The organism is Burkholderia glumae LMG 2196 = ATCC 33617 (genome assembly GCF_000960995.1).
Classification (GTDB): domain Bacteria; phylum Pseudomonadota; class Gammaproteobacteria; order Burkholderiales; family Burkholderiaceae; genus Burkholderia; species Burkholderia glumae.
Genome location: NZ_CP009435.1, coordinates 2,752,685 through 2,774,665, shown reverse-complemented (window position 1 = coordinate 2,774,665; position 21,981 = coordinate 2,752,685). Strand labels below are relative to the sequence as shown.

At 71.7% G+C, this 21,981-nt stretch carries 17 protein-coding genes; 7 read left to right on the top strand and 10 right to left on the bottom strand.

The genetic code is table 11. From position 1 onward, the window contains the following. The 8 genes from KS03_RS25005 to KS03_RS24970 all read right to left on the bottom strand — a co-directional run bounded on the left by KS03_RS25005 (position 1) and on the right by KS03_RS24970 (position 7,910). Positions 1–363, bottom strand: coding sequence for a DUF3022 domain-containing protein (locus KS03_RS25005; protein ID WP_015875661.1), 363 nt, complete (start codon positions 361–363; stop codon positions 1–3). Between the two features lie 19 nt (positions 364–382). Continuing rightward, positions 383–1,171, bottom strand: coding sequence for a YhfC family glutamic-type intramembrane protease (locus KS03_RS25000; RefSeq protein ID WP_015875660.1), 789 nt, complete (start codon positions 1,169–1,171; stop codon positions 383–385). Between the two features lie 55 nt (positions 1,172–1,226). Next, positions 1,227–2,273: a LacI family DNA-binding transcriptional regulator gene (locus KS03_RS24995; protein ID WP_015875659.1), complete on the bottom strand. Its 1,047-nt coding sequence runs from the start codon at positions 2,271–2,273 to the stop codon at positions 1,227–1,229. A 341-nt stretch (positions 2,274–2,614) separates the two neighbouring features. Continuing rightward, positions 2,615–3,583 carry a 2-hydroxyacid dehydrogenase gene (locus KS03_RS24990; protein ID WP_015875658.1) on the bottom strand — a complete coding sequence of 323 codons (969 nt, stop codon included), beginning with the start codon at positions 3,581–3,583 and terminating at the stop codon, positions 2,615–2,617. A 5-nt stretch (positions 3,584–3,588) separates the two neighbouring features. Next, a complete protein-coding gene (locus tag KS03_RS24985; RefSeq protein WP_015875657.1) occupies positions 3,589–4,866 on the bottom strand; it encodes an MFS transporter in 1,278 nt (425 codons plus the stop codon). Positions 4,867–4,963: 97 nt separating this feature from the next. After that, positions 4,964–5,965 carry a sugar kinase gene (locus tag KS03_RS24980; protein ID WP_015875656.1) on the bottom strand — a complete coding sequence of 334 codons (1,002 nt, stop codon included), beginning with the start codon at positions 5,963–5,965 and terminating at the stop codon, positions 4,964–4,966. Between the two features lie 26 nt (positions 5,966–5,991). Then, positions 5,992–6,756, bottom strand: a complete 765-nt coding sequence (locus KS03_RS24975) for a TIM barrel protein (RefSeq protein WP_015875655.1) — start codon at positions 6,754–6,756, stop codon at positions 5,992–5,994. A 242-nt stretch (positions 6,757–6,998) separates the two neighbouring features. Beyond that, the gene (locus KS03_RS24970; RefSeq protein ID WP_015875654.1) at positions 6,999–7,910 is read right to left on the bottom strand and encodes a LysR family transcriptional regulator; all 912 of its coding nucleotides are present in this window, start codon (positions 7,908–7,910) and stop codon (positions 6,999–7,001) included. Positions 7,911–8,020: 110 nt separating this feature from the next. Between KS03_RS24970 and KS03_RS24965 the strand changes: the two genes are divergently transcribed. Continuing rightward, on the top strand, positions 8,021–9,094 hold the full coding sequence (locus KS03_RS24965) for a YeiH family protein (protein ID WP_015875653.1): 1,074 nt from the start codon (positions 8,021–8,023) through the stop codon (positions 9,092–9,094). A gap of 100 nt (positions 9,095–9,194) precedes the next feature. Continuing rightward, entirely contained in the window at positions 9,195–10,928 is a 1,734-nt protein-coding gene (locus KS03_RS24960; RefSeq protein ID WP_015875652.1) for a ClcB-like voltage-gated chloride channel protein, read from the top strand. A gap of 138 nt (positions 10,929–11,066) precedes the next feature. Here the strand turns inward: KS03_RS24960 and KS03_RS24955 are convergent, their stop codons facing one another. Next, entirely contained in the window at positions 11,067–11,687 is a 621-nt protein-coding gene (locus tag KS03_RS24955) for a TetR/AcrR family transcriptional regulator (protein WP_015875651.1), read from the bottom strand. A 230-nt stretch (positions 11,688–11,917) separates the two neighbouring features. On the opposite strand from KS03_RS24955, the gene KS03_RS24950 reads away from it, so the two are divergent. Genes KS03_RS24950 through KS03_RS24940 form a run of 3 tightly spaced genes read left to right on the top strand, consistent with a single transcriptional unit; the run spans position 11,918 to position 17,732 of the window. Further along, positions 11,918–13,021, top strand: a complete 1,104-nt coding sequence (locus tag KS03_RS24950; protein ID WP_015875650.1) for an efflux RND transporter periplasmic adaptor subunit — start codon at positions 11,918–11,920, stop codon at positions 13,019–13,021. After that, positions 13,018–16,176, top strand: coding sequence for an efflux RND transporter permease subunit (locus KS03_RS24945; protein WP_015875649.1), 3,159 nt, complete (start codon positions 13,018–13,020; stop codon positions 16,174–16,176). Before KS03_RS24950 ends, KS03_RS24945 begins: the two co-directional genes overlap by 4 nt. A 2-nt stretch (positions 16,177–16,178) precedes the next feature. Beyond that, positions 16,179–17,732 carry an efflux transporter outer membrane subunit gene (locus tag KS03_RS24940; RefSeq protein WP_015875648.1) on the top strand — a complete coding sequence of 518 codons (1,554 nt, stop codon included), beginning with the start codon at positions 16,179–16,181 and terminating at the stop codon, positions 17,730–17,732. A gap of 82 nt (positions 17,733–17,814) precedes the next feature. Here the strand turns inward: KS03_RS24940 and KS03_RS24935 are convergent, their stop codons facing one another. Beyond that, a complete protein-coding gene (locus KS03_RS24935; protein ID WP_257744616.1) occupies positions 17,815–19,293 on the bottom strand; it encodes a sigma-54 interaction domain-containing protein in 1,479 nt (492 codons plus the stop codon). Between the two features lie 312 nt (positions 19,294–19,605). On the opposite strand from KS03_RS24935, the gene KS03_RS24930 reads away from it, so the two are divergent. Continuing rightward, positions 19,606–20,508 (top strand): MBL fold metallo-hydrolase, encoded by a 903-nt coding sequence (locus KS03_RS24930; RefSeq protein ID WP_015875646.1) that lies wholly within the window; start codon positions 19,606–19,608, stop codon positions 20,506–20,508. 86 nt (positions 20,509–20,594) lie between these two features. Further along, positions 20,595–21,881, top strand: a complete 1,287-nt coding sequence (locus KS03_RS24925; protein WP_015875645.1) for an NAD(P)/FAD-dependent oxidoreductase — start codon at positions 20,595–20,597, stop codon at positions 21,879–21,881. Positions 21,882–21,981 lie beyond the last annotated feature (100 nt).

Genomic DNA, 21,981 nt, shown 5'->3' with positions numbered 1-21,981 from the left:
TCAGGCGAACGCCTCGCCCAGCGTGAGCGTGGCCTCGCGCTCCACCGCCTGCCCCTCCGCGTGCCGCTCCTCGAGCGAGCCGATGAACGCCTCGACATAGGCACGCAGCACCGCGTGGCTGCGCGCGCGCTGCATCGGCCGCATGGCCAGATAGCGCGCCAGCGCGGCCGGCTCGATCCGCACGTCGAGCGCCATGCGGCGCGGCGCGGCGCCGAAGCGCATGCCGAGCCATTGCACATGCAGCAGGCGCCCCGCGTCGTCGCGGCGCTCGGCAAAGCGGGTCTGTTCGGGGAACAGGTCGCAGATCACATGCGCCAGCTCGTTGAATTCGGCGCTCGCGCAATCGTAGTGGTACTCATCCATCAGCGATCTCCGTGGCCGCTCAGGCCGCATTCGGCGCAGGCCGGCACCAGCGGGCGAGTCCGGCGATCAGCAGCATCGTCAGCACGCCATACAGCGTGACCATGGTCGAAATCGGCATCGCGCCGGCATTGAACGCGATCAGCGGCAGGTCGCCGATCGGATGCAGCACGATCGCGAGCGGCAGAATCCAGCGCTTGCGCGCCTGCACCCCGCGCCAGACGATCACCGACATCGCCAGCTGGAACGTGAACGCGGCCACGCATTCGAACACGCGCACGCCGATCGACGGCGCCGACATCGTCACCAGCATCATCTGGATGCGCAGCGCGAGATCGGTCGGCATGGTGGCGAGCTGTTCGTTGAGCTGGCCGCGCTGCGCCAGCCAGACGAGCCAGGTCCACTGGCCCAGCACGATCACGCCGACGAACCACGCCTGCGCGCCGCCGAAGCCGATGCCGTAGCCGAGCCCGCGTCCGTCGCCAGGCGAGGCGCCGTAGCGCCGCTCGACGAAGCGCATCCCGAGGTAGCGGCCGGCCTCTTCGAACACCGCGGCCGCGATCGTGCCGAACGCGACGAAGGCGGCCGGCTTGACCAGAAACTGCGTGATCGCGGGCAGGCCCAGCGCGAGCGCGTAGAAGCCGCGCTCGAGCAGCGTCGCGAACAGCATGAACGCGGCGACGCCGACGATCGCGTCGCGCCGGTCGAGCCTCATCGGGGCTTTCAGCAGACGGTACGTGACGATCGGCAGCAGCGCGACGAGCAGCGTGCCGACGATCAGCGCCACCAGCGTGGCGGGAGCAACAGTCATGACGTTCCTTGAGCGAGTGCGGGCGCACCGGACGATGCGCAACCCCGCATGATACTCAGCTTGAGGTGGACGTGCGCACGATCAGCTCGCCGGGCAGCAGCGCCTCGCGCGCGGCGCCGGTGGCGCCGTCGATCCGGTCGTGGACGAACTCCACGGCGCGCCGGCCGATTTCGTAGGTCGGCTGGCGGATGGTGGTGATGCCGAGCAGCTCGGCCCATTCGGGGTCGTCGATCGACAGCAGCGCCGTCTTGGCCTGCCAGCCGGCGCCGTGCCGCGCGTGCAGATGGCGCGCGAGCGCGAGCGCGACGGGCGCATTGGCGGCGAACAGCGCCGCGCGCCGCCCGGCCCGGCCGGCCGCCTCGATGCGCGCCTCGACCTCGGCCAGCGCGAGGCGCAGCGCGTGCGGCTCGCCGAGATCGGCGATCACGCTCGGCGCGGCCTCGTGGCCCGCCTCGGCCAGCACGGCGCGGAACGCCGCCTCGCGCAGCCGGCGCGAGCTGACCTGCTCGAACGGCTGCACCACGAACGTCACGCTGGTATGGCCTTGATCGAGCAGATGCGTGAGTCCGGCGCGCACCGCGGCGGCGTTGTCGAGGCCGACCAGGTCGGCCTCGAAGCCCGCCACGCGGCGGTCCACCAGCACGGTCGGAATCCCGCAGCCGCGCAGCGGCAGCAGCGCTTCCTCGCTCGCGCCGAGCGCGTTGACGATCATGCCCTCCACGCGGTAGGTGGCGAGCAGTTGCAGATAGCGGCGCTCCATGTCGGCTTCGTTGGCCGCATGGCAGATCAGCGGCATGTAGCCGAGCGCGTGGCAGGCGGCCTCGACACCCTGCAGCACCTCCACGGTGTAGGGGTTGGTCAGGTCGGCGGCAAGCAGCCCGAGCAGCCGGTTGCGGCCGCGCTTGAGCCCGCGTGCCATCTGGTTGGGCCGGTAGTTCAGGCGCGCGATCGCGGCCTCGATGCGGCCGCGCAGGTCGGCCGACAGCACGTGGGTCTCGCCGTTCAGGTAGCGCGAGACGCTGGTCTTGCCGGTGCCGGCTTCGCGCGCGACGTCGCTGATGGTCGCCGGGCGCGCGGCGGACGGCGGACGGAGCTCACTCATCGCGTGGCCCCCGGGCGGGTGCCATGCGCGAGGCGGGCGCGGCATCGGCAGAATCTCAACAAGCGGATCAACTGATCAATTCTCCAGTGAGCGCGGCCCGTGGCAGGTGTCCCCGGCCGGCGCGACGGCATGGCGGCCGCTCCCCGCGAGCGGAGGCGGCCGCCTGCCAGCGCGCGATCATAACGCAGCCGCTCGCAGCCCGAAACGAGGACTCGCTCGGTTCGCGCGCCGCCGTCGCGGACCGGCTGCGTCGCCAGGCCCGGCGCTCGACGGCGCGCGGTGACCGGCGTGGCGGCGCGGCCGGGGATCGTCCGCACGCTTGCGTCCGCAAGCGGCCGGCCTCAGCGGCGCCCGTTCAGCACGTCGCGATTGACGATGTTCTCGCGCAGCGTGCCGTCGAGCGCGCCGATCAGGTTCTCGGCCGCGTTGCGCGCCATCGCGCGGCGCGTCTCGCCCGTCGCCGAGCCGATGTGCGGCAGCGCCACCACGTTCTTCATCGCGAGCAGCGGCGAATCGGCCGCCAGCGGCTCCTGCTCGAACACGTCGAGGCCGGCGCCGCGAATCGTGCCGGCGCGCAGTGCCTCGATCAGCGCGGCTTCGTCCACCACCGGCCCGCGCGCGGCATTGATCAGGATCGCGCTGCGCTTCATCCTCGCGAACTGGGGCGCGCCGATCAGGTGCCGCGTCGCCTCGGTCAGCGGCACCTGCAGGCAGACGAAATCGGCGGTGGCGAGCAGTTCGTCGAGCGGCACGCGGCGCGCGCCGAACTGCGCCTCGGCCTGCTCGTTGGGGTGGCGGTTGGTGTACAGCACGCGCATCCGGAAGCCGAGCGCCGCGCGCCGCGCCACCGCCGCGCCGATCCGGCCGAGCCCGACGATGCCGAGCGTCTTGCCCTGGACGTCGGTGCCGTAGTACCGCTCGCCGATGCTCTCTTTCCACTCGCCCGCCTTGACGAACTCGGCCAGCTCCACCACGCGGCGCGCGCTGGCGAGCATCAGCGCGAACACCGTATCGGCGGTCGATTCGGTCAGCACGTCGGGGGTGTGGGCGAGCACGATGCCGCGCCGCGTCAGGTCGGCGACGTCGAACTGGTCGTAGCCGACCGAGATGGTCGACCATGCGCGCAGCTTCGGCGCACGATCGAGCATCTCGGCGGTGACCGGCACGCTCGCGCCGATCGCGCCGTCGGCCCCGGCAAGCGCCTCGGTCAGCGCCGCGGCGCCGTCGGCCTGGATCACCTCGGCGTGCTCGCGCAGATAGGCAAGCACCTCATCGGGCAGCGTCTTGTACGCAACGATACGATAAGTCATGCGATTCATTTCCCGGTGGTGGAGTGTGCGAGCGGCGGCGCGTCCGGCTGGGGCCTGACGATCAGCGTCAGCACCACCGAGGCCACCAGCGCCGCGCTCATGAATGCATACGAAGCGGCCGGCGTGCCGGTGGCACCGTTCAGATAGCCGACGAAATAGGAGCCGACGAACGAGCCGAGCGCGCCCATGCTGTTGATCAGCGCCATCGCGCCGCCCGCCACGTTCTTCGGCAGCAGCTCGGGCACGATCGCGAAAAACGGCCCGTAAGGGGCGTACATCGCGGCGCCGGCGAGCACCAGCAACGCGTATGAGAGCCAGAAATGCGTGGAGCCGAGCGCCCAGGAACCCGCGAACGCGAGCGCGCCGATCAGCAGGAACGGCCAGACGAACGCCTTGCGGGTGTCGAGCTTATCGGACGCCCACGACACGATGAGCATCGCGACCGTGGCGGCCAGGTACGGCAGCGCCGAGAGCCAGCCGGTGGCCACCATGCCGAGCGACGCCCCGTTGCTGACGATCGAGGGCAGCCACAGCACGAAGCCGTACACGCCGATGCTCCAGCAGAAATACTGCGCGCCGAGCACCAGCACGGCCGGCTGGCGGAACGCCTCGCGATAGTTGCGCACCGGCTTGAGCCCGGCCTGCTCGCTGGCGAGCGCACGCTCGATGTCGCGTTTCTCGTCGGCCGACAGCCACCCGGCCTGCGCCGGCCGGTCCTGCACCAGCCACCACCAGCACCCGGCCCACACCAGCGCCGGCAGGCCCTCCGCCACGAACATGTGGCGCCAGCCGTACTCGTGCACGAGGTAGCCCGACACCACCGACATCCACAGCACCGTGACCGGGTTGCCGAGGATCAGGAATGTGTTGGCGCGCGAGCGCTCGTGCTTCGTGAACCAGTTGCTGATGTAGATCAGCATGGCCGGCATCACGGCGGCCTCGACCACGCCGAGCGCGAAGCGGATCGCCATCAGCGAGGGGATGTTGCTGACCATGCCGGTCAGTGTCGCGCAGGCGCCCCACAGCACGAGGCTCCAGAACACCAGGCGCTTGACGCTGCGGCGCTCGGCGTAGATCGCGCCGGGAATCTGGAAGAAGAAATAGCCGAGAAAGAACAGCGCGCCGATCAGCGAGGCGAGCCCCTTGCCGATGCCGAGATCGTGGTTGATGCCGGCGGCCGAGGCGAAGCCGAAGTTCGCGCGGTCCAGATACGCGAGGCTGTAGGTGATGAAGACGATCGGCATGATCTTCCACCAGCGGCGAATCGCGAGCGTTTGTGGCATGGGGCTGTCTCCTTCGGCGGGTGTCGCCGTATCGCATTCTTCGTGTGCCGCGGGCCGCGCCCGCGGGTTGCGGCCTGTCGCGCGCCGCCTGCGCCGATTATCGCGCGAGCGGCGCCTCGGTGGCGGCCTGCGGCCCACGCGCCGCCGCGCCTTCGAGACGCTCGAGCTGCTCGCGCGTCGGCAGGCCCTCGGAGTCGCCGATCACCTGGATCGCGAGCGCGCCGATCCGGTTGCCGCGCGCCACCGCCGCGCCGATCGGCCGGCCCTCGAGCAGCGCGCTGACCACGCCGACCGCGAAGCCGTCGCCCGCGCCGACCGTGTCGACCACGCGCGCGACGCGCTCGCCCGCCACGGTCCCCTCCTCGCCGCGCGCCGTCAGGTAATAGGCGCCGGCCTCGCCGAGCTTGATGACCACGCCGGCGCGCGCGCCGTTGGCCAGATAGAAGCGCGCGATCTCGGCCGGCGTGTCGAGGCCGGTCAGCGCGCGGCCTTCAGCCAGCCCGGGCAGCACCCAGTCGGCATGCGAGGCGAGTTCGTTGAGCGTGCGCGCCATGACCTCGGCGGAGGGCCACAAAGTCGGGCGCAGGTTCGGGTCGAACGAAATGCTCCGGCCGGCCGCGCGCATCTCGCGCGCCAGATGGAACGCGAGCTCGCACGAGGTCGCCGAGATCGCCGGCGCGACGCCCGTCAGATGCAGGTGGCGCGCGCCCAGCACGTAGTCGGCGGCGTAGTCGTCGAGCGAGAGGTGGCTCGCGGCCGAGCCCTTGCGGAAGTATTCGACGTCGGGGTCGGCGCCGCCCTCGGCGCGCGCCTTGAGCTGGAAGCCGGTGCGGTGGCGTTGGTCGATCGTCACGCACGACGCGTCGATGCCCTCCTGGGCGAGCGTGTCGAGCACGTGGCGGCCGAACGAATCGGCGCCCACCCGGCTCACGTAGCCGACCCGGAAACCGAGCCGCGCGAGGCCGATCGCGACGTTCAGGTCCGCGCCGGCGATGCGCTTCGTAAACTGCTCGGCCTGCGCGAGCGGGCCGGGCGCGTTCGCGACGAACAGCGTCATCGCCTCGCCGTAGGTGATGACGTCGACAGGGGATTGCGGCATACGGAACACTCCTTCGGAAAAAGGGATCAGGCGGCTTCGAGCCAGGCCACGCGCCGGCGCGCGTCGGCGGCGAGATCCGCCGGGTCGAACGGAAACTCGATGCCGCGCGGCACATGGCGCGGCAGCGCAGCGAGCACCGGCACGCAGAGCGGATCGGCCGGCCGCGGCGCCACCGCGAAGCGGCGCGCGCCCTCGCCCGCCACGGCCTTGCAGTGAATGTATTCGACATGGGCGGCCAGCGCGCCGGCCGCGTCGAGCGGCACCTCGCCGGGCCAGATCCAGTTGCCGACGTCGAACGTCATGCCGATCAAGCCTGCGGCGCCTGCCTCGCGCAGCGCCGCGAACAGCGCGGTGAATTGCGCGAGCGTGCCGCCCAGCGCGAGCTGGCCGTTCTCGACCAGTACGCGCGCGCGCGTGCCGCGCAGCGCTTCCGCGAGGTCGCGCGCCTGCGTCGCGCCGGCGAAGCCACCGAGCTGGAGCTTCACGAAGCGCGCGCCCAGCGCATCGGCCTCGGCCAGCGCCGCGGCAAGCGCCTCGCGGTCGAGCGCGCCGTCGTCGCGATAGAGCCCGGCCGGGGTCGAATAGACGGCCCACAGGCCCGCAGCCGCGATCGCGGTGCCCAGTGCGGCCAGCGCGTGGCGCGACGCGTCGTGCGGCGCCGCGAACAGTTCGCGGCGCACCTCGAACCCCGCGGCGCCCGCCTGCGCCGCGGCCGCCACGAACGCGGCATGCCCCTCGCGGCGAATCGCATCGGCCCCGTAGGCGCTCGCGACGATCACGATGTCTGCCATGTCTGCCCTTTCCTCGATCGATCACGCTGGCCGAATCGATTCGGCGCGCATTATTTGGAACCGGTTCCAGTTCGATGAACCGAATGGTGCGCCCCGGGTTTTGCGGCGGCCATAGAGGAAATCCCTAGGCCTCGCGGCGCCAGCCGCGTCGGGGGCCTGCGGCGGAAGCGGCCGCGCGGCACGCGGCGAAAGCGCAGCCGGCGCGTCGCCCGGCCGGCTGCGGCGCGCTGCTCGCCGCGGGCTCATTCACCGGCTCGCCGCTCGCCCGCTTCGTCGCCCTGGGCCAGGCTCATCGCGAGAAACTTGGCGGCCACGCGCGACGGCGTGCCCGCGTGCGGCACCAGCACCGAGAACCGCCGCACCAGCGGTTGCGGCGCGATCGAGCGCATCACCAGCGCCGCATCGCCGCGCAGCGACATCGCCGAGACGAAACCCACGCCCATGCCGGCCCGCACCGCCTCCTTCACCGCCTCCACGCCGGCGATCTCGAGCGCCACGCGCACCGGCACGCCGGCCTTGGCGAAGGCACGCTCCACCAGCTGCCGCACGCCCGAGCCGGCCTCGCGCAGCACCAGCGGCGATTCGGCCAGCAGGTCGAGCGTGACGGCACGGTCGGTCGAGGCGGCAAGCGGATGCGAGGCCGGCACGATCGCGACGATCTCGTCCTCGCGCCATGGATGGACCGCCGTGCCGGGCGGCAGCGCGTCGCCGGGCGGCCCTTCGATCAGCGCGAGATCGAGCGCGCCGAGCGCGGCCACCACGTCGGCCGTGTTGCCGGTCATGGTCTGGATCGCGACCCCGGGCGCGAGCGGCCGGAATTCGGCGATCAGGTAGGGCAGCAGATAGCTGGCCGGCGTGGTGCTCGCCCCCACCCGCAGCGTGCCGCGCTCGACGCCGCGCACCGCGTCGCGGTAGGCGCGCGCCTGCGCGAAGGCGTCGCGCAGGCGCGCAGCCAGCGGCACCAGCTGCTCGCCGACCGGCGTCAGGCGCACGCCGCGCCCGTCGCGCAGGTAAAGCGGCTCGCCGAACTCGTCCTGCAGTTGCCGCAGTTGCCCCGACACGGCCGGTTGTGACAGATGCAGCGCCTCGGCCGCGCGGCTGATGTTCAGCAGCTCGGCCACGGTCGCGAACGTTATCAGTTGATCAGGGTTCATTTCGGAAAAATATCAGATTCCCCGATAGTGGATGTCATTAATCACAATTTCTCATATCGATATATCCAAATTAGGATTGGCGCATCCCATCGAACGCCGGAAGCCTCCCCATGAGCACCACCGCCCCCACCCTGTCGCACGCCGCCGCGTCGTCGCTGCGCGGCCAGTTGAACGGCGTGCTGTTCGTCGCGCTGTTCGCCGCGGCGGTCACGAGCCTGTCCGCGCTGCCTGCCGTCGCGCGGCTCGGCCTCTCGCCGCTGATCGTCGGCATCATCGCCGGCACCGTTTACGGCAACGCGCTGCGCGACGGCATGCCGGCCAGCTGGGCGGCCGGCGTCAACTTCTCGGCGCGCAGGCTGCTGCGCATCGCGGTGGCGTTCTTCGGGCTGCGGGTGAGCCTGCAGGAAATCGCGCAGGTCGGGCTGCCGGGGCTGGCCGTATCGGTGCTGGTGGTGCTCAGCACGCTGGTGATCGGCACCTGGGTCGGCACGAAGCTGCTCAAGCTCGACCGCGACACGGCGCTGCTGACGGCGGCCGGCAGCGCGATCTGCGGCGCCGCGGCGGTGCTCGCGTTCGAATCGACGCTGCAGTCGAAGCCGCACCAGAGCGCGATGGCGGTCGGCAGCGTGGTGCTGTTCGGCACGCTCTCGATGTTCGCCTACCCGCTCGCCTGGCATGCCGGCTGGATTCCGCTCGACGCGCAGGGCCTGGGCCTCTTCTTCGGCGGCACGATCCACGAGGTCGCGCAGGTGGTGGGAGCGGCGAGCGACGTGAGCGCGCAAGTGGTGCACACCGCGACGATCGTCAAGATGACGCGCGTGATGCTGCTGGTGCCGGTGCTGCTCGCGCTCGGCGCCTGGCTCGCGCGGCCGCTGCGCGGCACGCATGGCGCCGCCGCCGGACACGGCCGGCGCAAGCTCGCGGTGCCGTGGTTCGCGCTCGGCTTCCTCGGCTTCGTGATCGTGAATTCGCTCGGCGTGCTGGCCGACTCGACGGTCCATGCGCTGAACACGCTCGACACCTTCGCACTGACCATGGCCATGACGGCGCTCGGCATCGAGACGCGCCTCTCGCAGATCCGCGCGGCCGGCCCGCGTGCGCTGACGGCCGGCTTGGTGCTGTACCTGTGGCTGATCGCGGGCGGCTTCGGCATCACCTGGCTGGCCGAGCGCTGGCTTGGCTGAGCCCCCGGACCGCCTTCCCCGCCCCGCGCCGCGCCCGCCTCCCCGGGCGGGCGCGGCGCGGTGCTATGCTTGCGGTCGACTTTCTCCGCCCGCCGACCCCGTGCTGTCCTTTCTGCTGAAGCTGCGCACCCGCGCACAAACGCTGTTCCGCCTGTCGGACGCCCATACCATGCTGATCTGGTCGGTGATCGCCGGCATCAGCGGCGCGTTCGCGACGATCCTGTTCCGCGAGGGCATCGACACGATCCAGCGGCTGGTGTCCGGCTCGTCCGGCAGCTTCGTCGAGATGGCCAAGCGCCTGCCGTGGCAGACCCGGGTCTGGCTGCCCGCCGCGGGCGGCTTCCTGGCCGGCTGCGTGCTGCTGGCCGCGCAGCGCGGCCAGGCCAGGAAACCGGGTGCCGACTACATGGAGGCGGTGGCGCTCGGCGACGGCGTGGTGCCGGTCGGGGAAAGCCTGTGGCGCAGCGCGTCGTCGCTGCTGACGATCGGCAGCGGCGGCTCGATTGGCCGCGAAGGGCCGATGGTCCAGCTCGCCGCGCTGGCCGCCTCGCTGGTCGGGCGCCTCGCGCGCTTCGATCCGCCGCGCCTGCGCCTGCTGGTGGCCTGCGGCGCCGCGGCCGGCATCACCTCGGCCTACAACGCGCCGATCGCCGGCGCGTTCTTCGTCGGCGAGATCGTGCTCGGCGCGATCGCGATGGAAAGCTTCGGACCGATGCTGGTGGCCTCGGTGGTGGCCAACATCACGATGCGCGAATTCGCCGGCTACCGCCCCCCCTACGAGATGCCGGTGTTCCCGGCCGTGACGGGCCTCGAGGTGCTCGCGTTCGTCGCGCTCGGCCTGCTCTGCGGCGCGGCCGCGCCGCAGTTCCTGCGCCTGCTGGCCGCCTCGAAGGCGCGCTTTCGCCAGTTGCCCGCGCCGCTGCCGGTGCGGCTCGCACTAGGCGGGCTGGTGGTCGGCGTGATCTCGGTGTGGGTGCCCGACGTCTGGGGCAACGGCTACAGCGTGGTCAACTCGATCCTGCACACGCCGTGGACCTGGCAGGCGCTCGTCGTGGTGCTCGCATTCAAGCTGCTGGCCACCGCCGCCACCTCGGGCTCGGGCGCGGTGGGCGGGATCTTCACGCCCACGCTGTTCGTCGGCGCCACGGCGGGCGCCTTGTTCGGCCTCGCCATGCAGGCGCTGCTGCCGGGCCACGTGTCGGCCTCGTACGCCTACGCGATAGTCGGGATGGGCGCGTTCCTGGCCGGCGCGACGCAGGCGCCGCTGATGGCGATCCTGATGATCTTCGAGATGACGCTGAGCTACCAGGTGGTGCTGCCGCTGATGGTGTCGTGCGTGGTGGCCTACTTCGGCGCGCGCGCGCTCGGCCGCACCTCGATGTACGAGATCACGCTGCGCCGCCATCGCGACGAGGAAGAACGGCTGCGGCTGCGCGCCACCCAGATGCGCGCGCTGATCCAGCCCGCGCAGACGGTGGTGCGGCCCGACGCGAGCGTGGCCGAAATGGCGCGCGTGTTCCTCGAGTATCCGGTCAAATACCTTTATGTGACCGACCACGACGGCCGCTTTCGCGGCGCGGTGGCGCTGAAGGACATCACCTCGGACCTGCTGGAAGGCCAGGACACGCAGCACCGCACGGCCGCCAGCTATGCCCACACGCCGTTCCCGCTGCTCACGCCGGACATGGCGCTCGGCGCCGCCTTCGAGCACTTCATGAACTTTCAGGGCGAACGGCTGCCGGTGGTGGAGAGCCTCGCGGAGCCGGTGCTGGCGGGAGTGGTCTACAAGACCTCGCTGCTCGACGCATACCGGCGCATGAACGCGAGCCGCTGAGACGGCGCGGGCAGGCCGCGGGGCAACAGGCGCGCACGCCCAGGAAGCAGCAAGGAAGCCGCGAAGAAACGACCAGCAACAGCCGCAAGGACGCGGCGGGGGCTGCGCGCGAGGCGTTCCGGCCGCGGCCGGCGCTCGTCAGTCGGGCGCGCGGCCCAGCACGACGCGCGCGAAGAAGCCGGCCAGGGTCGCCTCGATCAGGTCGAGCGACACGTGCTGCGGGTCGGCTACGTGGAACGACTGCACGCCGTCGCACAGGCCCATCAGGCCGATCGCGAGCACCTCGGCGGGCAGCAGCAGCGGCGTGCCCGACTGCTCGACGAACATCTCGATGGTATGGGTCATGTCCTCGATCTTCTCGCGCATGAACGCGATGTAGCGGGTGCGGAACTTCGCGTCGCGCGCCGCCTGCAGCCGCGCCTCGCACCACAGCAGGAATGCCGGGCTCTTGCGCAGGAAGCCGCTGTAGAACGCCAGCGCGCTCGCCTCCATGCGCTCGCGCGTGCCGCCGGCCTCGAAGATCTGGTACAGCGCCGAGCGCACCGTCTCGTGATCGCGCCGCAACAGCTCGAACAGCAGTTCGGCCTTGCCGCCGAAATTCGAATAGAACGCGCCGCGCGTGTAGCCGGCCGCCGCCGCGATGTCCTCGACGCTCGCGGCCACGTACCCCTTCTTCGTGAATATCGCGTGCGCGGAATTGAGCAGGCGCTCGCGCGTCTGGTCTTTGCTCTGCTCGCGGGTCAGGCGCTTCGGTTTCATAGGCGCGCAGTCTAGCACCTTTCGATTTGCGATTCATCTTTGCATTCAGATACAACAGCGTATTAGAATCCACCACCGTTTCGAGCGAAAGTCGAACGTGTAAGCTCCATCGCAAGCAGCGTAATCGTTGCCGTCTGCACCGCCGCCCTCCCGGGCGGGCGGCCCCGGCGGCGCCCGGCCAGGCGCAGCGTGCCTGCCGGATTTCCTCGGCCTTTTCCCGTGAGGTTGCCGTGATTGGTTCCGGTTCCCGTGCAGTCCTCGTCGTCGGCGCCGCGCTCCTCGTCGCCGCCTGCCATCCCGGAGGCGACGGCGCGCCTCCCGCGCCGCGCCCGGTGGTGGCCACCCCGGTGGCCGCCGACGGCGCGACCGTCGCGACCACCCTGCCCGGCGACGTCGAGCCGCGCTACGCCACCCCGCTGTCGTTCCGGATCGCCGGCAAGATCGTCGAGCGCAGCGTGCGGCTCGGCGATACGGTGAAAAAGGGCCAAGCCGTGGCCCGGCTCGATCCCTCGGACGCCGAGAAGAACGCGGCGAGCGCGCAGGCCCAATACGACGCGGCCGCGCATGCGTTCAGCTATGCGCAGCAGCAGCTGGACCGCGATCGCGCGCAGGCCCGCGAGAACCTGATCGCGCCGGCGCAGCTCGAACAGACCGAGAACGCCTACGCCTCGGCGCGCGCCCAGCGCGACCAGGCCGCCCAGCAGCTCGCGCTGGCCAGAAACCAGCTGCAGTACACCACGCTGGTGGCCGATCACGCCGGCTACATCACGGCCGAGCAGGCCGACACCGGTCAGAACGTGGCCGCCGGCCAGGCCGTCTACCAGCTCGCCTGGTCGGGCGACGTCGACATCGTCACCGACGTGCCCGAGGCCACGCTCGCGCTGCTGCAGCCGGGCCACGCGGCCACCGTCACGCTGCCGGCGCTGCCGCAGCGCCGCTTCGAGGCGCGCGTGCGCGAGATCGCGCCGGCCGCCGATCCGCAGAGCCGGACCTACCGCGTGCGGCTCACGCTCAGCCATCCCGATCCGGCCGTGCGGCTCGGCATGACCGCCGACGTCGCGCTCGCGGGCGCTGCCGCCGACGGCGCGCGCTACACGCTGCCGTCCACCGCGCTGTTCCACGACGGCGCGGCACCGGCCGTCTGGGTGGTCCGCCCGGACGACACGCTCGAACTGCGCCGCGTCACGGTGGTGCGCTACGGCGAGAGCAGCGTCACCGTTTCGCAGGGCCTGCGGGCCGGCGAACGCGTCGTGCAGCAGGGCGTGCATACCGTCAGCGCCGGGGAGAAGGTCCGCGCGGTCGCGCCGCTGCATGCGGAGGACACCGCCTCATGAGCGCTCGCGACGAAGGCCGCTTCAACCTGTCCGCCTGGGCGCTGCGCCACCAGGCGCTGGTGGTCTACCTGATCGCGCTGGCCACGCTGGCGGGCCTGTTCGCCTATACGCGCCTCGCCCAGTCGGAAGATCCGCCGTTCACGTTCCGCGTGATGGTGATCCGCACCTTCTGGCCCGGCGCGACCGCGCGGCAGGTGCAGGAGCAGGTGACCGACCGGATCGGCCGCAAGCTGCAGGAAACGCCGGCCATCGACTTCCTGCGCAGCTACTCGCGGCCCGGCGAGTCGATGATCTTCTTCACGATGAAGGATTCGGCGCCCGTCAAGGACGTGCCCGAGACCTGGTATCAGATCCGCAAGAAGGTCGGCGATATCGGCGCCACGCTGCCGCAGGGCGTGCAGGGGCCGTTCTTCAACGACGAATTCGGCGACGTCTACACCAACATCTGGACGCTCGACGGCGACGGCTTCTCGGCCGCGCAGCTGCACGACTATGCCGACCAGCTGCGCGCGGTGCTGCTGCGCGTGCCCGGCGTCGGCAAGGTCGACTATTTCGGCGACCCGGACCAGCGGATCTTCGTCGAGATCGACAACGCGCGGCTCACGCGGCTCGGCATCTCGCCGAGCCAGCTCGGCCAGGCGATCAACGCGCAGAACGCGGTCACGTCCTCCGGCACGCTGACGGCCACCCACGACCGCGTCTATATCCGCCCGAGCGGCCAGTTCACCTCGGTCGAGGCGCTCGCCGACATGATGGTGCGCATCAACGGCCGCACCTTCCGGCTCGGCGACCTGGCCAGCATCAGGCGCGGCTACGACGATCCGCCCGTCTCGCAGATGCGCGCCAACGGCCGGCCGGTGCTCGGCATCGGCGTGACGATGCAGCCCGGCGGCGACGTGATCCGGCTCGGCAAGGCGCTCGAGGCCACCACCCGGCAGTTGCGCACGCAACTGCCGGCCGGCCTCACGCTGACCGAGGTGTCGAGCATGCCGCTTGCCGTCTCGCATTCGGTGGACGACTTCCTCGAGGCCGTGGCCGAGGCGGTGGCGATCGTGCTGATCGTCAGCCTGGTCTCGCTAGGGCTGCGCACCGGCATGGTGGTGGTGATCTCGATTCCGATCGTGCTCGCCATCACCGCCCTGTTCATGAACCTGTTCGGCATCGGCCTGCACAAGGTCTCGCTCGGTACCCTGGTGCTCGCGCTCGGGCTGCTGGTGGACGATGCGATCATCGCCGTCGAGATGATGGCGGTGAAGCTGGCGCAGGGCTACGACCGCACGCGCGCCGCCGCGTTCGCCTATACCAGCACCGCGTTTCCGATGCTGACCGGCACGCTCGTGACCGTCTCCGGGTTCCTGCCGATCGCGCTCGCTCAATCGTCCACCGGCGAATACACGCGCTCGATCTTCGAGGTGTCGGCGATCGCGCTGATCGCCTCGTGGTTCGCCGCGGTGGTGCTGATTCCGCTGCTCGGCTATCACCTGCTGCCCGAACGCAAGCGCGACGCGACGGCCGGCACGAGCGCGGCCGCCGCGCCGCACGAATCGGACCATCACGACGAGCACGACATCTACGACACGCGCTTCTACACGCGGCTGCGCGGCTGGATCGGCTGGTGCATCGAGCGCCGCTTCGTGGTGCTGGCGATCACGGTGGTGCTGTTCGTGGTGGCGCTGGGCGGCTTCTCGCTGATCCCGCAGCAGTTCTTTCCGAGTTCGGATCGCCCCGAGCTGCTGGTGGACCTGCGGCTGCCCGAGGGCGCCTCGTACCCGGCCACGCTCGAGCAGACCAGGCGCCTCGAGCAGGTGCTCGCCAAGCGTCCGGAGATCGACCACTCGGTGAGCTTCGTCGGCACCGGCGCGCCGCGCTTCTACCTGCCGCTCGACCAGCAGCTGCCGCAGCCGAACTTCGCGCAGCTGGTGGTGACCGCGAAATCGGTGAAGGATCGCGAGCAGCTCGCGAGCTGGCTCGCCCCGACCCTGCGCGAGCAGTTCCCGGCGATCCGCTGGCGCCTGTCGCGGCTCGAGAACGGGCCGCCCGTGGGCTATCCGGTGCAGTTCCGCGTGAGCGGCGACAGCATCGCCACGGTGCGCTCGATCGCCGACCGGGTGGCGGCCGCGGTGCGCCAGGACCGGCGCAGCCTGAACGTGCAGTTCGACTGGGACGAGCCGGCCGAGCGCTCGGTGCGCTTCGAGCTCGACCAGCAGAAGGCGCGCGACCTGAACGTGACCTCGCAGGACGTGTCGAGCTTCCTCGCCATGACGCTGACGGGCACCACCGTCACGCAGTACCGGGAACGCGACAAGCTGATCGCCGTGGACCTGCGCGCGCCGAAGGCCGAGCGCGTCGATCCGTCGAAGCTCGCCGCGCTGGCCATGCCGACGCCGAACGGCCCGGTGCCGCTCGGCTCGCTCGGGCGCTTGCGCGACACGCTCGAATACGGCGTGATCTGGGAGCGCGACCGCCAGCCCACCATCACGGTGCAGGCCGACGTGCGCGCCGGCGCCCAGGGCATCGACGTCACGCGGGCGATCGACAAGCAGCTCAATACGTTGCGCGCGCAACTTCCGGTGGGCTACCGGATCGAGATCGGCGGCCCGGTGGAGGAAAGCGGCAAGGCGCAGGCCTCGATCAACGCGCAGATGCCGCTGCTGCTGATCGCCGTGCTCACGCTGCTGATGATCCAGCTGCAGAGCTTCTCGCGCGTGCTGATGGTGGTGCTGACCGCGCCGCTCGGCCTGATCGGCGTGGCCGCCACGCTGCTGCTGTTCGGCCAGCCGTTCGGTTTCGTCGCGATGCTCGGCGTGATCGCCATGTTCGGCATCATCATGCGCAACTCGGTGATCCTGGTCGACCAGATCGAGCAGGACATCGCCGTGGGCCAGGCGCGCTTCGACGCGATCGTCGGCGCCACCGTGCGGCGCTTCCGGCCGATCACGCTGACCGCCGCGGCCGCCGTGCTCGCGCTGATCCCGCTGCTGCGTTCCAACTTCTTCGGGCCGATGGCGACCGCGCTGATGGGCGGCATCACGAGCGCGACGGTGCTGACGCTGTTCTACCTGCCGGCGCTCTACGCCACCTGGTTCCGCGTCAAGCCCACCGAGCGCGCCGAGGCGGACCGCACGCCGCCGCCCGCCACGTCCCACGGAGCCTGACGATGCCACGCTTCCCGTCCCGTTTCACCTCGCAGCGTCCGTCACGCGTCGCGCCGCGGCCGTCCCGCCGGCCGCGCCCGGCGCCGGCACTGCGGCCTCTGCCGCCGCTGCGGCGGCTGTGCGCCGCGGCCGCGCTCGCGGCACTCGCCGGCTGCTCGCTGTTCGGCCCCTCGGGCGCCGCGCCCGAGATGCCGTCGCCGGTGCAATACGGCGCCGCGCCGCTGCCCGAGCGCACCGTTGCCGCGCAGGGCGTCGCGCAGCATTTCGAGGTCGGTGCGCAGCCGCTGCCAGAATGGTGGAAGCGTTATCGCTCCGGGCGGCTCGACGCGCTGGTCGAGGAGGGCTTGCGTGCCAGCCCGACGCTGGCTGCCGCCGAGCATTCGCTGGCCGCCGCGCGCGAGCAGTTGCGCGCGCAGATCGGCAGCTCGCTGCTGCCGACCGTCGACGCCGGCGGCCAGGCCACGCGCCAGCGCGGCCTAGGGATGCCGGGCTTCGGCCCGCAGACCGTGCTCTACAATGCGTTCGTCGGCCAGCTTCAGGCCAGCTACACGCTCGACCTGTTCGGCGCCGCGCGCTTCGCGAACCGCGAACTGCGCCAGCGCGTGGACGTGACGGCGTTCCAGCTCGATTCGACGCGGCGCGCGCTCGCCGCCAACATCGTTACCGCAGTGATCACCTCGGCGACGCTCGCCGAGCAGCTGCGCACCACCGAACGGCTCGTCGCGCTCGCCAACGAGCAGGCCGACGACACCGAGCGCCGCAACCGGCTCGGCTCGGCATCGCATGCCGATCTGCTGAGCGCGCGCCAGGGCGCCGCCTCGCTCGCCGCGACGCTTCCCGCGCTGCGCCAGCAGTGGCTCAGCGCACGGCATGCGCTGGCGGTGCTGCTCGGCCGCACGCCGGACCAGGCGCCCGACGATCTCGCCCTGGCCGAGCTGCATCTACCCGAGGACGTGCCGGTGGCGGTGCCCTCCACGCTGCTGCAGACGCGCCCCGACATCCGCGCGGCCGACGCGGCGCTGAAAGCGGCCGCGGCGGCCGTCGGCGCGGCGACCGCGCAGCTGTTCCCGCAGATCTCGCTGTCCGCCGCGCTCGGGCAGGCCGGCTTCAGCTGGCCTGCGGCGCTGTCGGGCGCGGGCGGCATCTGGAGCGTGGGCGCCTCGCTGACCCAGCCGCTGTTCCACGGCGGTGCGCTGCTCGCGCAGCGGCGCGCCGCACAGGCCAGCTACGCGGCCGCCGTCGAGCAGTACAAAGCGACCGTGCTGGCGGCGTTCCAGAACGTGGCCGATTCGCTGGCCGCGCTCGACAACGACGCGCAGGCGCTCGACGCGTCGAGCCGCGCGGCCGACGCCGCGCGCGGCGTCTCGGACGACACGGCCGCACGCGTGCGGCTCGGCGCGCTGCCGCCGTCGGCCGCGCGCTCCAGCGAGCAGCAGTATCGCAACGCGCAGCTCGACGCGATCCGCGCGACCGGCGCGCGGCTCGCCGATACGGCGCGGCTGTTCCAGGCGATGGGCACGCCGCCGGAGGAAGCGAAGCGGGTGCTCGAGCCCTGAGGCGCCGACGCGGCGCACCGCGCGCCTGCCTGGCTCGCGTCGCGTGCCGCGCCCCCGCATCGCTTGCCGCCGGCGCGCGCCCTCACTCCCCGCTCCCGCCCAGCCCCAGCGCCCGCATGCGCCGATACAGCGTGCGCTCGCTCATGCCGAGCCGCGCCGCCAGCGCCTTGCGGGTGCCGCGAAAGGTGCGCGCCACCTGCCGCAGCGTGTCGTCGTCGGGCGCGCCGCGCGCGGCCGCGTCGGCGGGCGGTTCGCGCAACGCATCGGGCAGGTGCTCGACGCGGATCACGCCGTCGTCGGCGAACAGGCAGGCGCGCTCGAGCACGTTGCGCAGTTCGCGGATGTTGCCCGGCCAGGCATAGGCGTCGAGGCAGGCGCGCGCCGTCTCGTGCAGCACGTGGGCACGCGCGCCGGGCCGCGCGTCGGCGATGCGGCGCAGGATCGACTCGGCCAGCAGGCCGATGTCGCCGGGCCGCTCGCGCACCGGCGGCAGCTCGATCGGAAACGCGCTGATCCGGTAATAGAGATCCTGCCGGAAGCGGCCGTCGCCGATCATCTCGCTGAGCGGCTGATGGGTGGCCGCGACGAGCCGGAAGTCGGCGCGCAGCGCCTCCACGCCGCCGACGCGGCGAAACGTACCCGACTCGATCAGCCGCAGCAGCTTGACCTGCATCGAGGCGGGCACGTCGCCGATCTCGTCGACGAACAGCGTGCCGCCCTGCGCCGTCTCCACGAGCCCCGGCTTGCGCGCGTTGGCGCCAGTGAACGCGCCCTTCTCATAGCCGAACAGCTCGCTCTCGAACAGCGACTCGGCGATCCCCGAGCAATCGACCACCACGAACGGCCCGCCCGCCCGCGCGCTGGCCTCGTGCAGCGCCCGCGCGAACAGCTCCTTGCCGGTGCCCGATTCGCCGAGCAGCAGCACCGGCAGCATCGACGGGGCCACGCGCTGCAGCGCCGACAGCGCGCCGTTGAACGCATCCGAGCTACCCACCAGCCCGCCCGCGCTCGGCCGCGCCGAGGCGCTGCGCACGGTGGTCAGCCGCTCGACGTAGGCGATCACCTCGCCGCCGGCATCGAACACGGGCCGCATCTCGACGTCCACGTGCTCCGGCCCGCGCGGCGTGTGATGGATGTGCAGCACGCGCGAGGCCGTGCCCGATTCGAGCGCGGCGCGCATCGGACAATGCTCGCCGGCCTGGTCGCAGGGCACGTCGTAATGATGCGAGACGCGGTAGCAGTGGCGGCCCACATGCTCGCGGCCCGCGCCGCCGAACTGGCGCTGATAGGCGCCGTTCGCGGCGAGGATCCGATAGTCGCGATCGACCACGATCATCGGCTGCGGATCATGCTCCAGATACGACACGAGCGCGCCGAGCCCGGGCGCGGCGGCCGCCTCGACGCGCGGCGGCGCGCGGTCCGGATCGGCGGGCACGATCGGGATGGCGCGCCGCCCACCGTGCGGCCGGCGCGCGGCGCCGCCACGGCCGGGCGCATCGGGAGCGCTGGCCGCATTGGCGGCATCGGCGGCATCGGCGGCGGGAGCATCGGACGGCGGCATAGGCGCCGTCTCGGCGGGAGGGGAAAGCGGCATCGGGCGGGCTCGGTACGCGAAACGGAACAGCGGTGGAACGCGCCGCGCTCGGAGGCATTTTGCCTCGGCGCGACACGCTGCCAATTCTGCCACATCGCTGCCATGCATGGCAGTATTTGCGCCCCGGGCTCGCGCATCGCGGCACCGCCGCCCCGCCGTCTTTCCCGAAAAATAGTAGTCGGATCAATTGATTAAGCGATACGCGCGCGCCGTGCACGACGCTGGCACGCATCTTGTCTCGCTCAGGCGTTTTCCCGATTTCTGATTCCGGAGCATTGCATGACGTCCCAACCCGCCTTCACCGTCGATTCGTTCTTCGACCCGGCCACCAATACGGCCACGCACGTCGTGGTCGACACCGCCACGCGCGAGTGCGCGATCGTCGACCCCGTGCTCGATTTCGATCCGAAGTCCGGCCGCACCCACCACCGCAGCGCCGAGCGCGTCGCCGCGCAGGTGGAGGCACTCGGCGCGCGCGTGCGCTGGCTGCTGGAAACCCATGTGCACGCCGACCACCTCTCGGCCGCGCCGCTGCTGCAGGCGCGCTTGGGCGGCGAGATCGCGATCGGCCGCGAGGTCACGCAGGTACAGAAGGTGTTCGGCACGCTGTTCGACGCCGGCCCGGACTTCGTGCCGGACGGCCGCCCGTTCGACCGGCTCGTCGACGACGGCGACACGCTCGCGCTCGGCAGGCTCGCGATCCGCGCGATGCATACGCCCGGCCACACGCCGGCCTGCATGACCTACCTGGTGGCGCGCGCGGATGGCACCTCGGCGCCGGCCGAGACGGCCGCGTTCGTCGGCGACACGCTGTTCATGCCCGACTACGGCACCGCGCGCTGCGACTTCCCCGGCGGCGACGCGCGCACGCTCTACCGCTCGATCCGCAAGGTGCTGAGCCTGCCGCCCGACACGCCGCTCTATCTGTGCCACGACTACGCGCCCCAGGGCCGACCGGTCTGCCTCGTCACCACCGTGGGCGCACAGCGGCGCGACAACATCCACGTCCACGAGGGAATCGACGAGGACACGTTCGTGGCGATGCGTACCGCGCGCGATGCGACGCTGGAGATGCCGGTGCTGATCCTGCCGTCGGTGCAGGTCAACATGCGCGCGGGGCGGCTGCCGGAGCCCGCGGCCAACGGGGTGCGCTACCTGAAGCTGCCGATCGACGCGCTCTAAGGCGCCGCCCGCGCCGCCGGGCAGCGCCGCTTCGCTGCACCACCACAACAACGCCATCAAGCATATCCCCTGCCAGGAGCCCCAACATGTCCGTCCCGTCACCGGCCGCTGCCGGTTCCGCCCGCCTGCCCGCGGCACGCCACGAGATCGTGATCGTCGGCGCCGGCGCCGCCGGCATCGCTACCGCAGCGAGCCTGCTGCGGCGCGACCGCTCGCTCGACATCGCGCTCGTCGATCCCGCCGACACGCATTACTACCAGCCCGGCTGGACCCTGGTCGGCGGCGGCGTCTTCGATGCGGCGTCCACCGCGCGGCCAATGAAATCGGTGCTGCCGCGCGGCGTCACGCATATCCGCGCGGCGGTCACCGCGTTCTCGCCGGAGCACCACACCGTGACGCTCGAGGGCGGCGCCACGCTCGGCTATCGCGAACTGATCGTCTGCCCCGGTCTGGAACTGCACTGGGCCGGCATCGACGGGCTCGTCGACACACTCGGGCGGCACGGCGTGACCTCGAACTACCGCTATGATCTCGCCCCCTACACGTGGCAGCTCGTGCAATCGCTCAAGCAAGGGCGCGCGCTGTTTACCCAGCCGCCGATGCCGATCAAGTGCGCGGGCGCACCGCAAAAGGCGATGTACCTGGCCGCCGATCACTGGCGCCGCAGCGGCCGGCTGGCCGGCATCGAGATCGAATTCCACCTGGCCGGCGCGGCGCTGTTCGGCGTGCCGGCCTACGTGCCTGCCCTGATGGAGTCGGTCCAGGCCTACGGGATCGACCTGCGCTTCGGCGACCAGCTGATCGCCGTGGACGGCCCGGGCCGGCGCGCCACGTTCCGGCGCGCCCGCGCGGAGGCCGACGGCGGCGGCAGCGAGGAGATCACGCGCGAGTTCGACCTGCTGCACGTGGTGCCGCCGCAGCGCGCGCCGGGCTTCGTGCGCGACAGCGCGCTCGCCGACCCGGCCGGCTGGATCGACGTCGATCCGGCGACGCTGCGCCATCGCATGTTCGCCAACATTCACGCGCTAGGCGACGCGACCAACACCACCAACGCCAAGACCGCCGCCGCCGCGCGCAAGCAGGCGCCGGTGGTCGCCCACAACGTGCTGGCCGCGCTCGGCCGCGCGCGCGGCGTGGCGCGCTACGACGGCTACGGCTCGTGTCCGCTGACGGTGGCGCGCGGCCGCATCGTGCTGGCCGAATTCCTCTACGGCGGCAAGGTCGCGCCGACCTTCCCGAACTGGGTCAACGACGGCACGCGGCCGTCGCGCCTGGCCTGGTTTCTGAAGGAAAAGGTGCTGCCGCCGCTGTACTGGCATGCGATGCTGAAGGGCCGCGAGTGGTGTGCGCGGCCCGCGATCAGCGAGGCCTGAGCGGCCTCAGGCGCTCGCGCGGGGCCCGATGCAGGGGCGCGGCGCGCGACGATGCGGGGCGTCGCGATCGGCAAGTGGGCGGGGCGTGTGGCCCGCCCAC

Bases quoted from the DNA above. Each gene is read 5' to 3' on its own strand.
- KS03_RS25005 (WP_015875661.1), bottom strand. From the start codon at position 363: ATGGATGAGTACCACTACGATTGCGCGAGCGCCGAATTCAACGAGCTG.
- KS03_RS25000 (WP_015875660.1), bottom strand. From the start codon at position 1,171: ATGACTGTTGCTCCCGCCACGCTGGTGGCGCTGATCGTCGGCACGCTG.
- KS03_RS24995 (WP_015875659.1), bottom strand. From the start codon at position 2,273: ATGAGTGAGCTCCGTCCGCCGTCCGCCGCGCGCCCGGCGACCATCAGC.
- KS03_RS24990 (WP_015875658.1), bottom strand. From the start codon at position 3,583: ATGACTTATCGTATCGTTGCGTACAAGACGCTGCCCGATGAGGTGCTT.
- KS03_RS24985 (WP_015875657.1), bottom strand. From the start codon at position 4,866: ATGCCACAAACGCTCGCGATTCGCCGCTGGTGGAAGATCATGCCGATC.
- KS03_RS24980 (WP_015875656.1), bottom strand. From the start codon at position 5,965: ATGCCGCAATCCCCTGTCGACGTCATCACCTACGGCGAGGCGATGACG.
- KS03_RS24975 (WP_015875655.1), bottom strand. From the start codon at position 6,756: ATGGCAGACATCGTGATCGTCGCGAGCGCCTACGGGGCCGATGCGATT.
- KS03_RS24970 (WP_015875654.1), bottom strand. From the start codon at position 7,910: ATGAACCCTGATCAACTGATAACGTTCGCGACCGTGGCCGAGCTGCTG.
- KS03_RS24965 (WP_015875653.1), top strand. From the start codon at position 8,021: ATGAGCACCACCGCCCCCACCCTGTCGCACGCCGCCGCGTCGTCGCTG.
- KS03_RS24955 (WP_015875651.1), bottom strand. From the start codon at position 11,687: ATGAAACCGAAGCGCCTGACCCGCGAGCAGAGCAAAGACCAGACGCGC.
- KS03_RS24945 (WP_015875649.1), top strand. From the start codon at position 13,018: ATGAGCGCTCGCGACGAAGGCCGCTTCAACCTGTCCGCCTGGGCGCTG.
- KS03_RS24940 (WP_015875648.1), top strand. From the start codon at position 16,179: ATGCCACGCTTCCCGTCCCGTTTCACCTCGCAGCGTCCGTCACGCGTC.
- KS03_RS24935 (WP_257744616.1), bottom strand. From the start codon at position 19,293: ATGCCGCCGTCCGATGCTCCCGCCGCCGATGCCGCCGATGCCGCCAAT.
- KS03_RS24930 (WP_015875646.1), top strand. From the start codon at position 19,606: ATGACGTCCCAACCCGCCTTCACCGTCGATTCGTTCTTCGACCCGGCC.
- KS03_RS24925 (WP_015875645.1), top strand. From the start codon at position 20,595: ATGTCCGTCCCGTCACCGGCCGCTGCCGGTTCCGCCCGCCTGCCCGCG.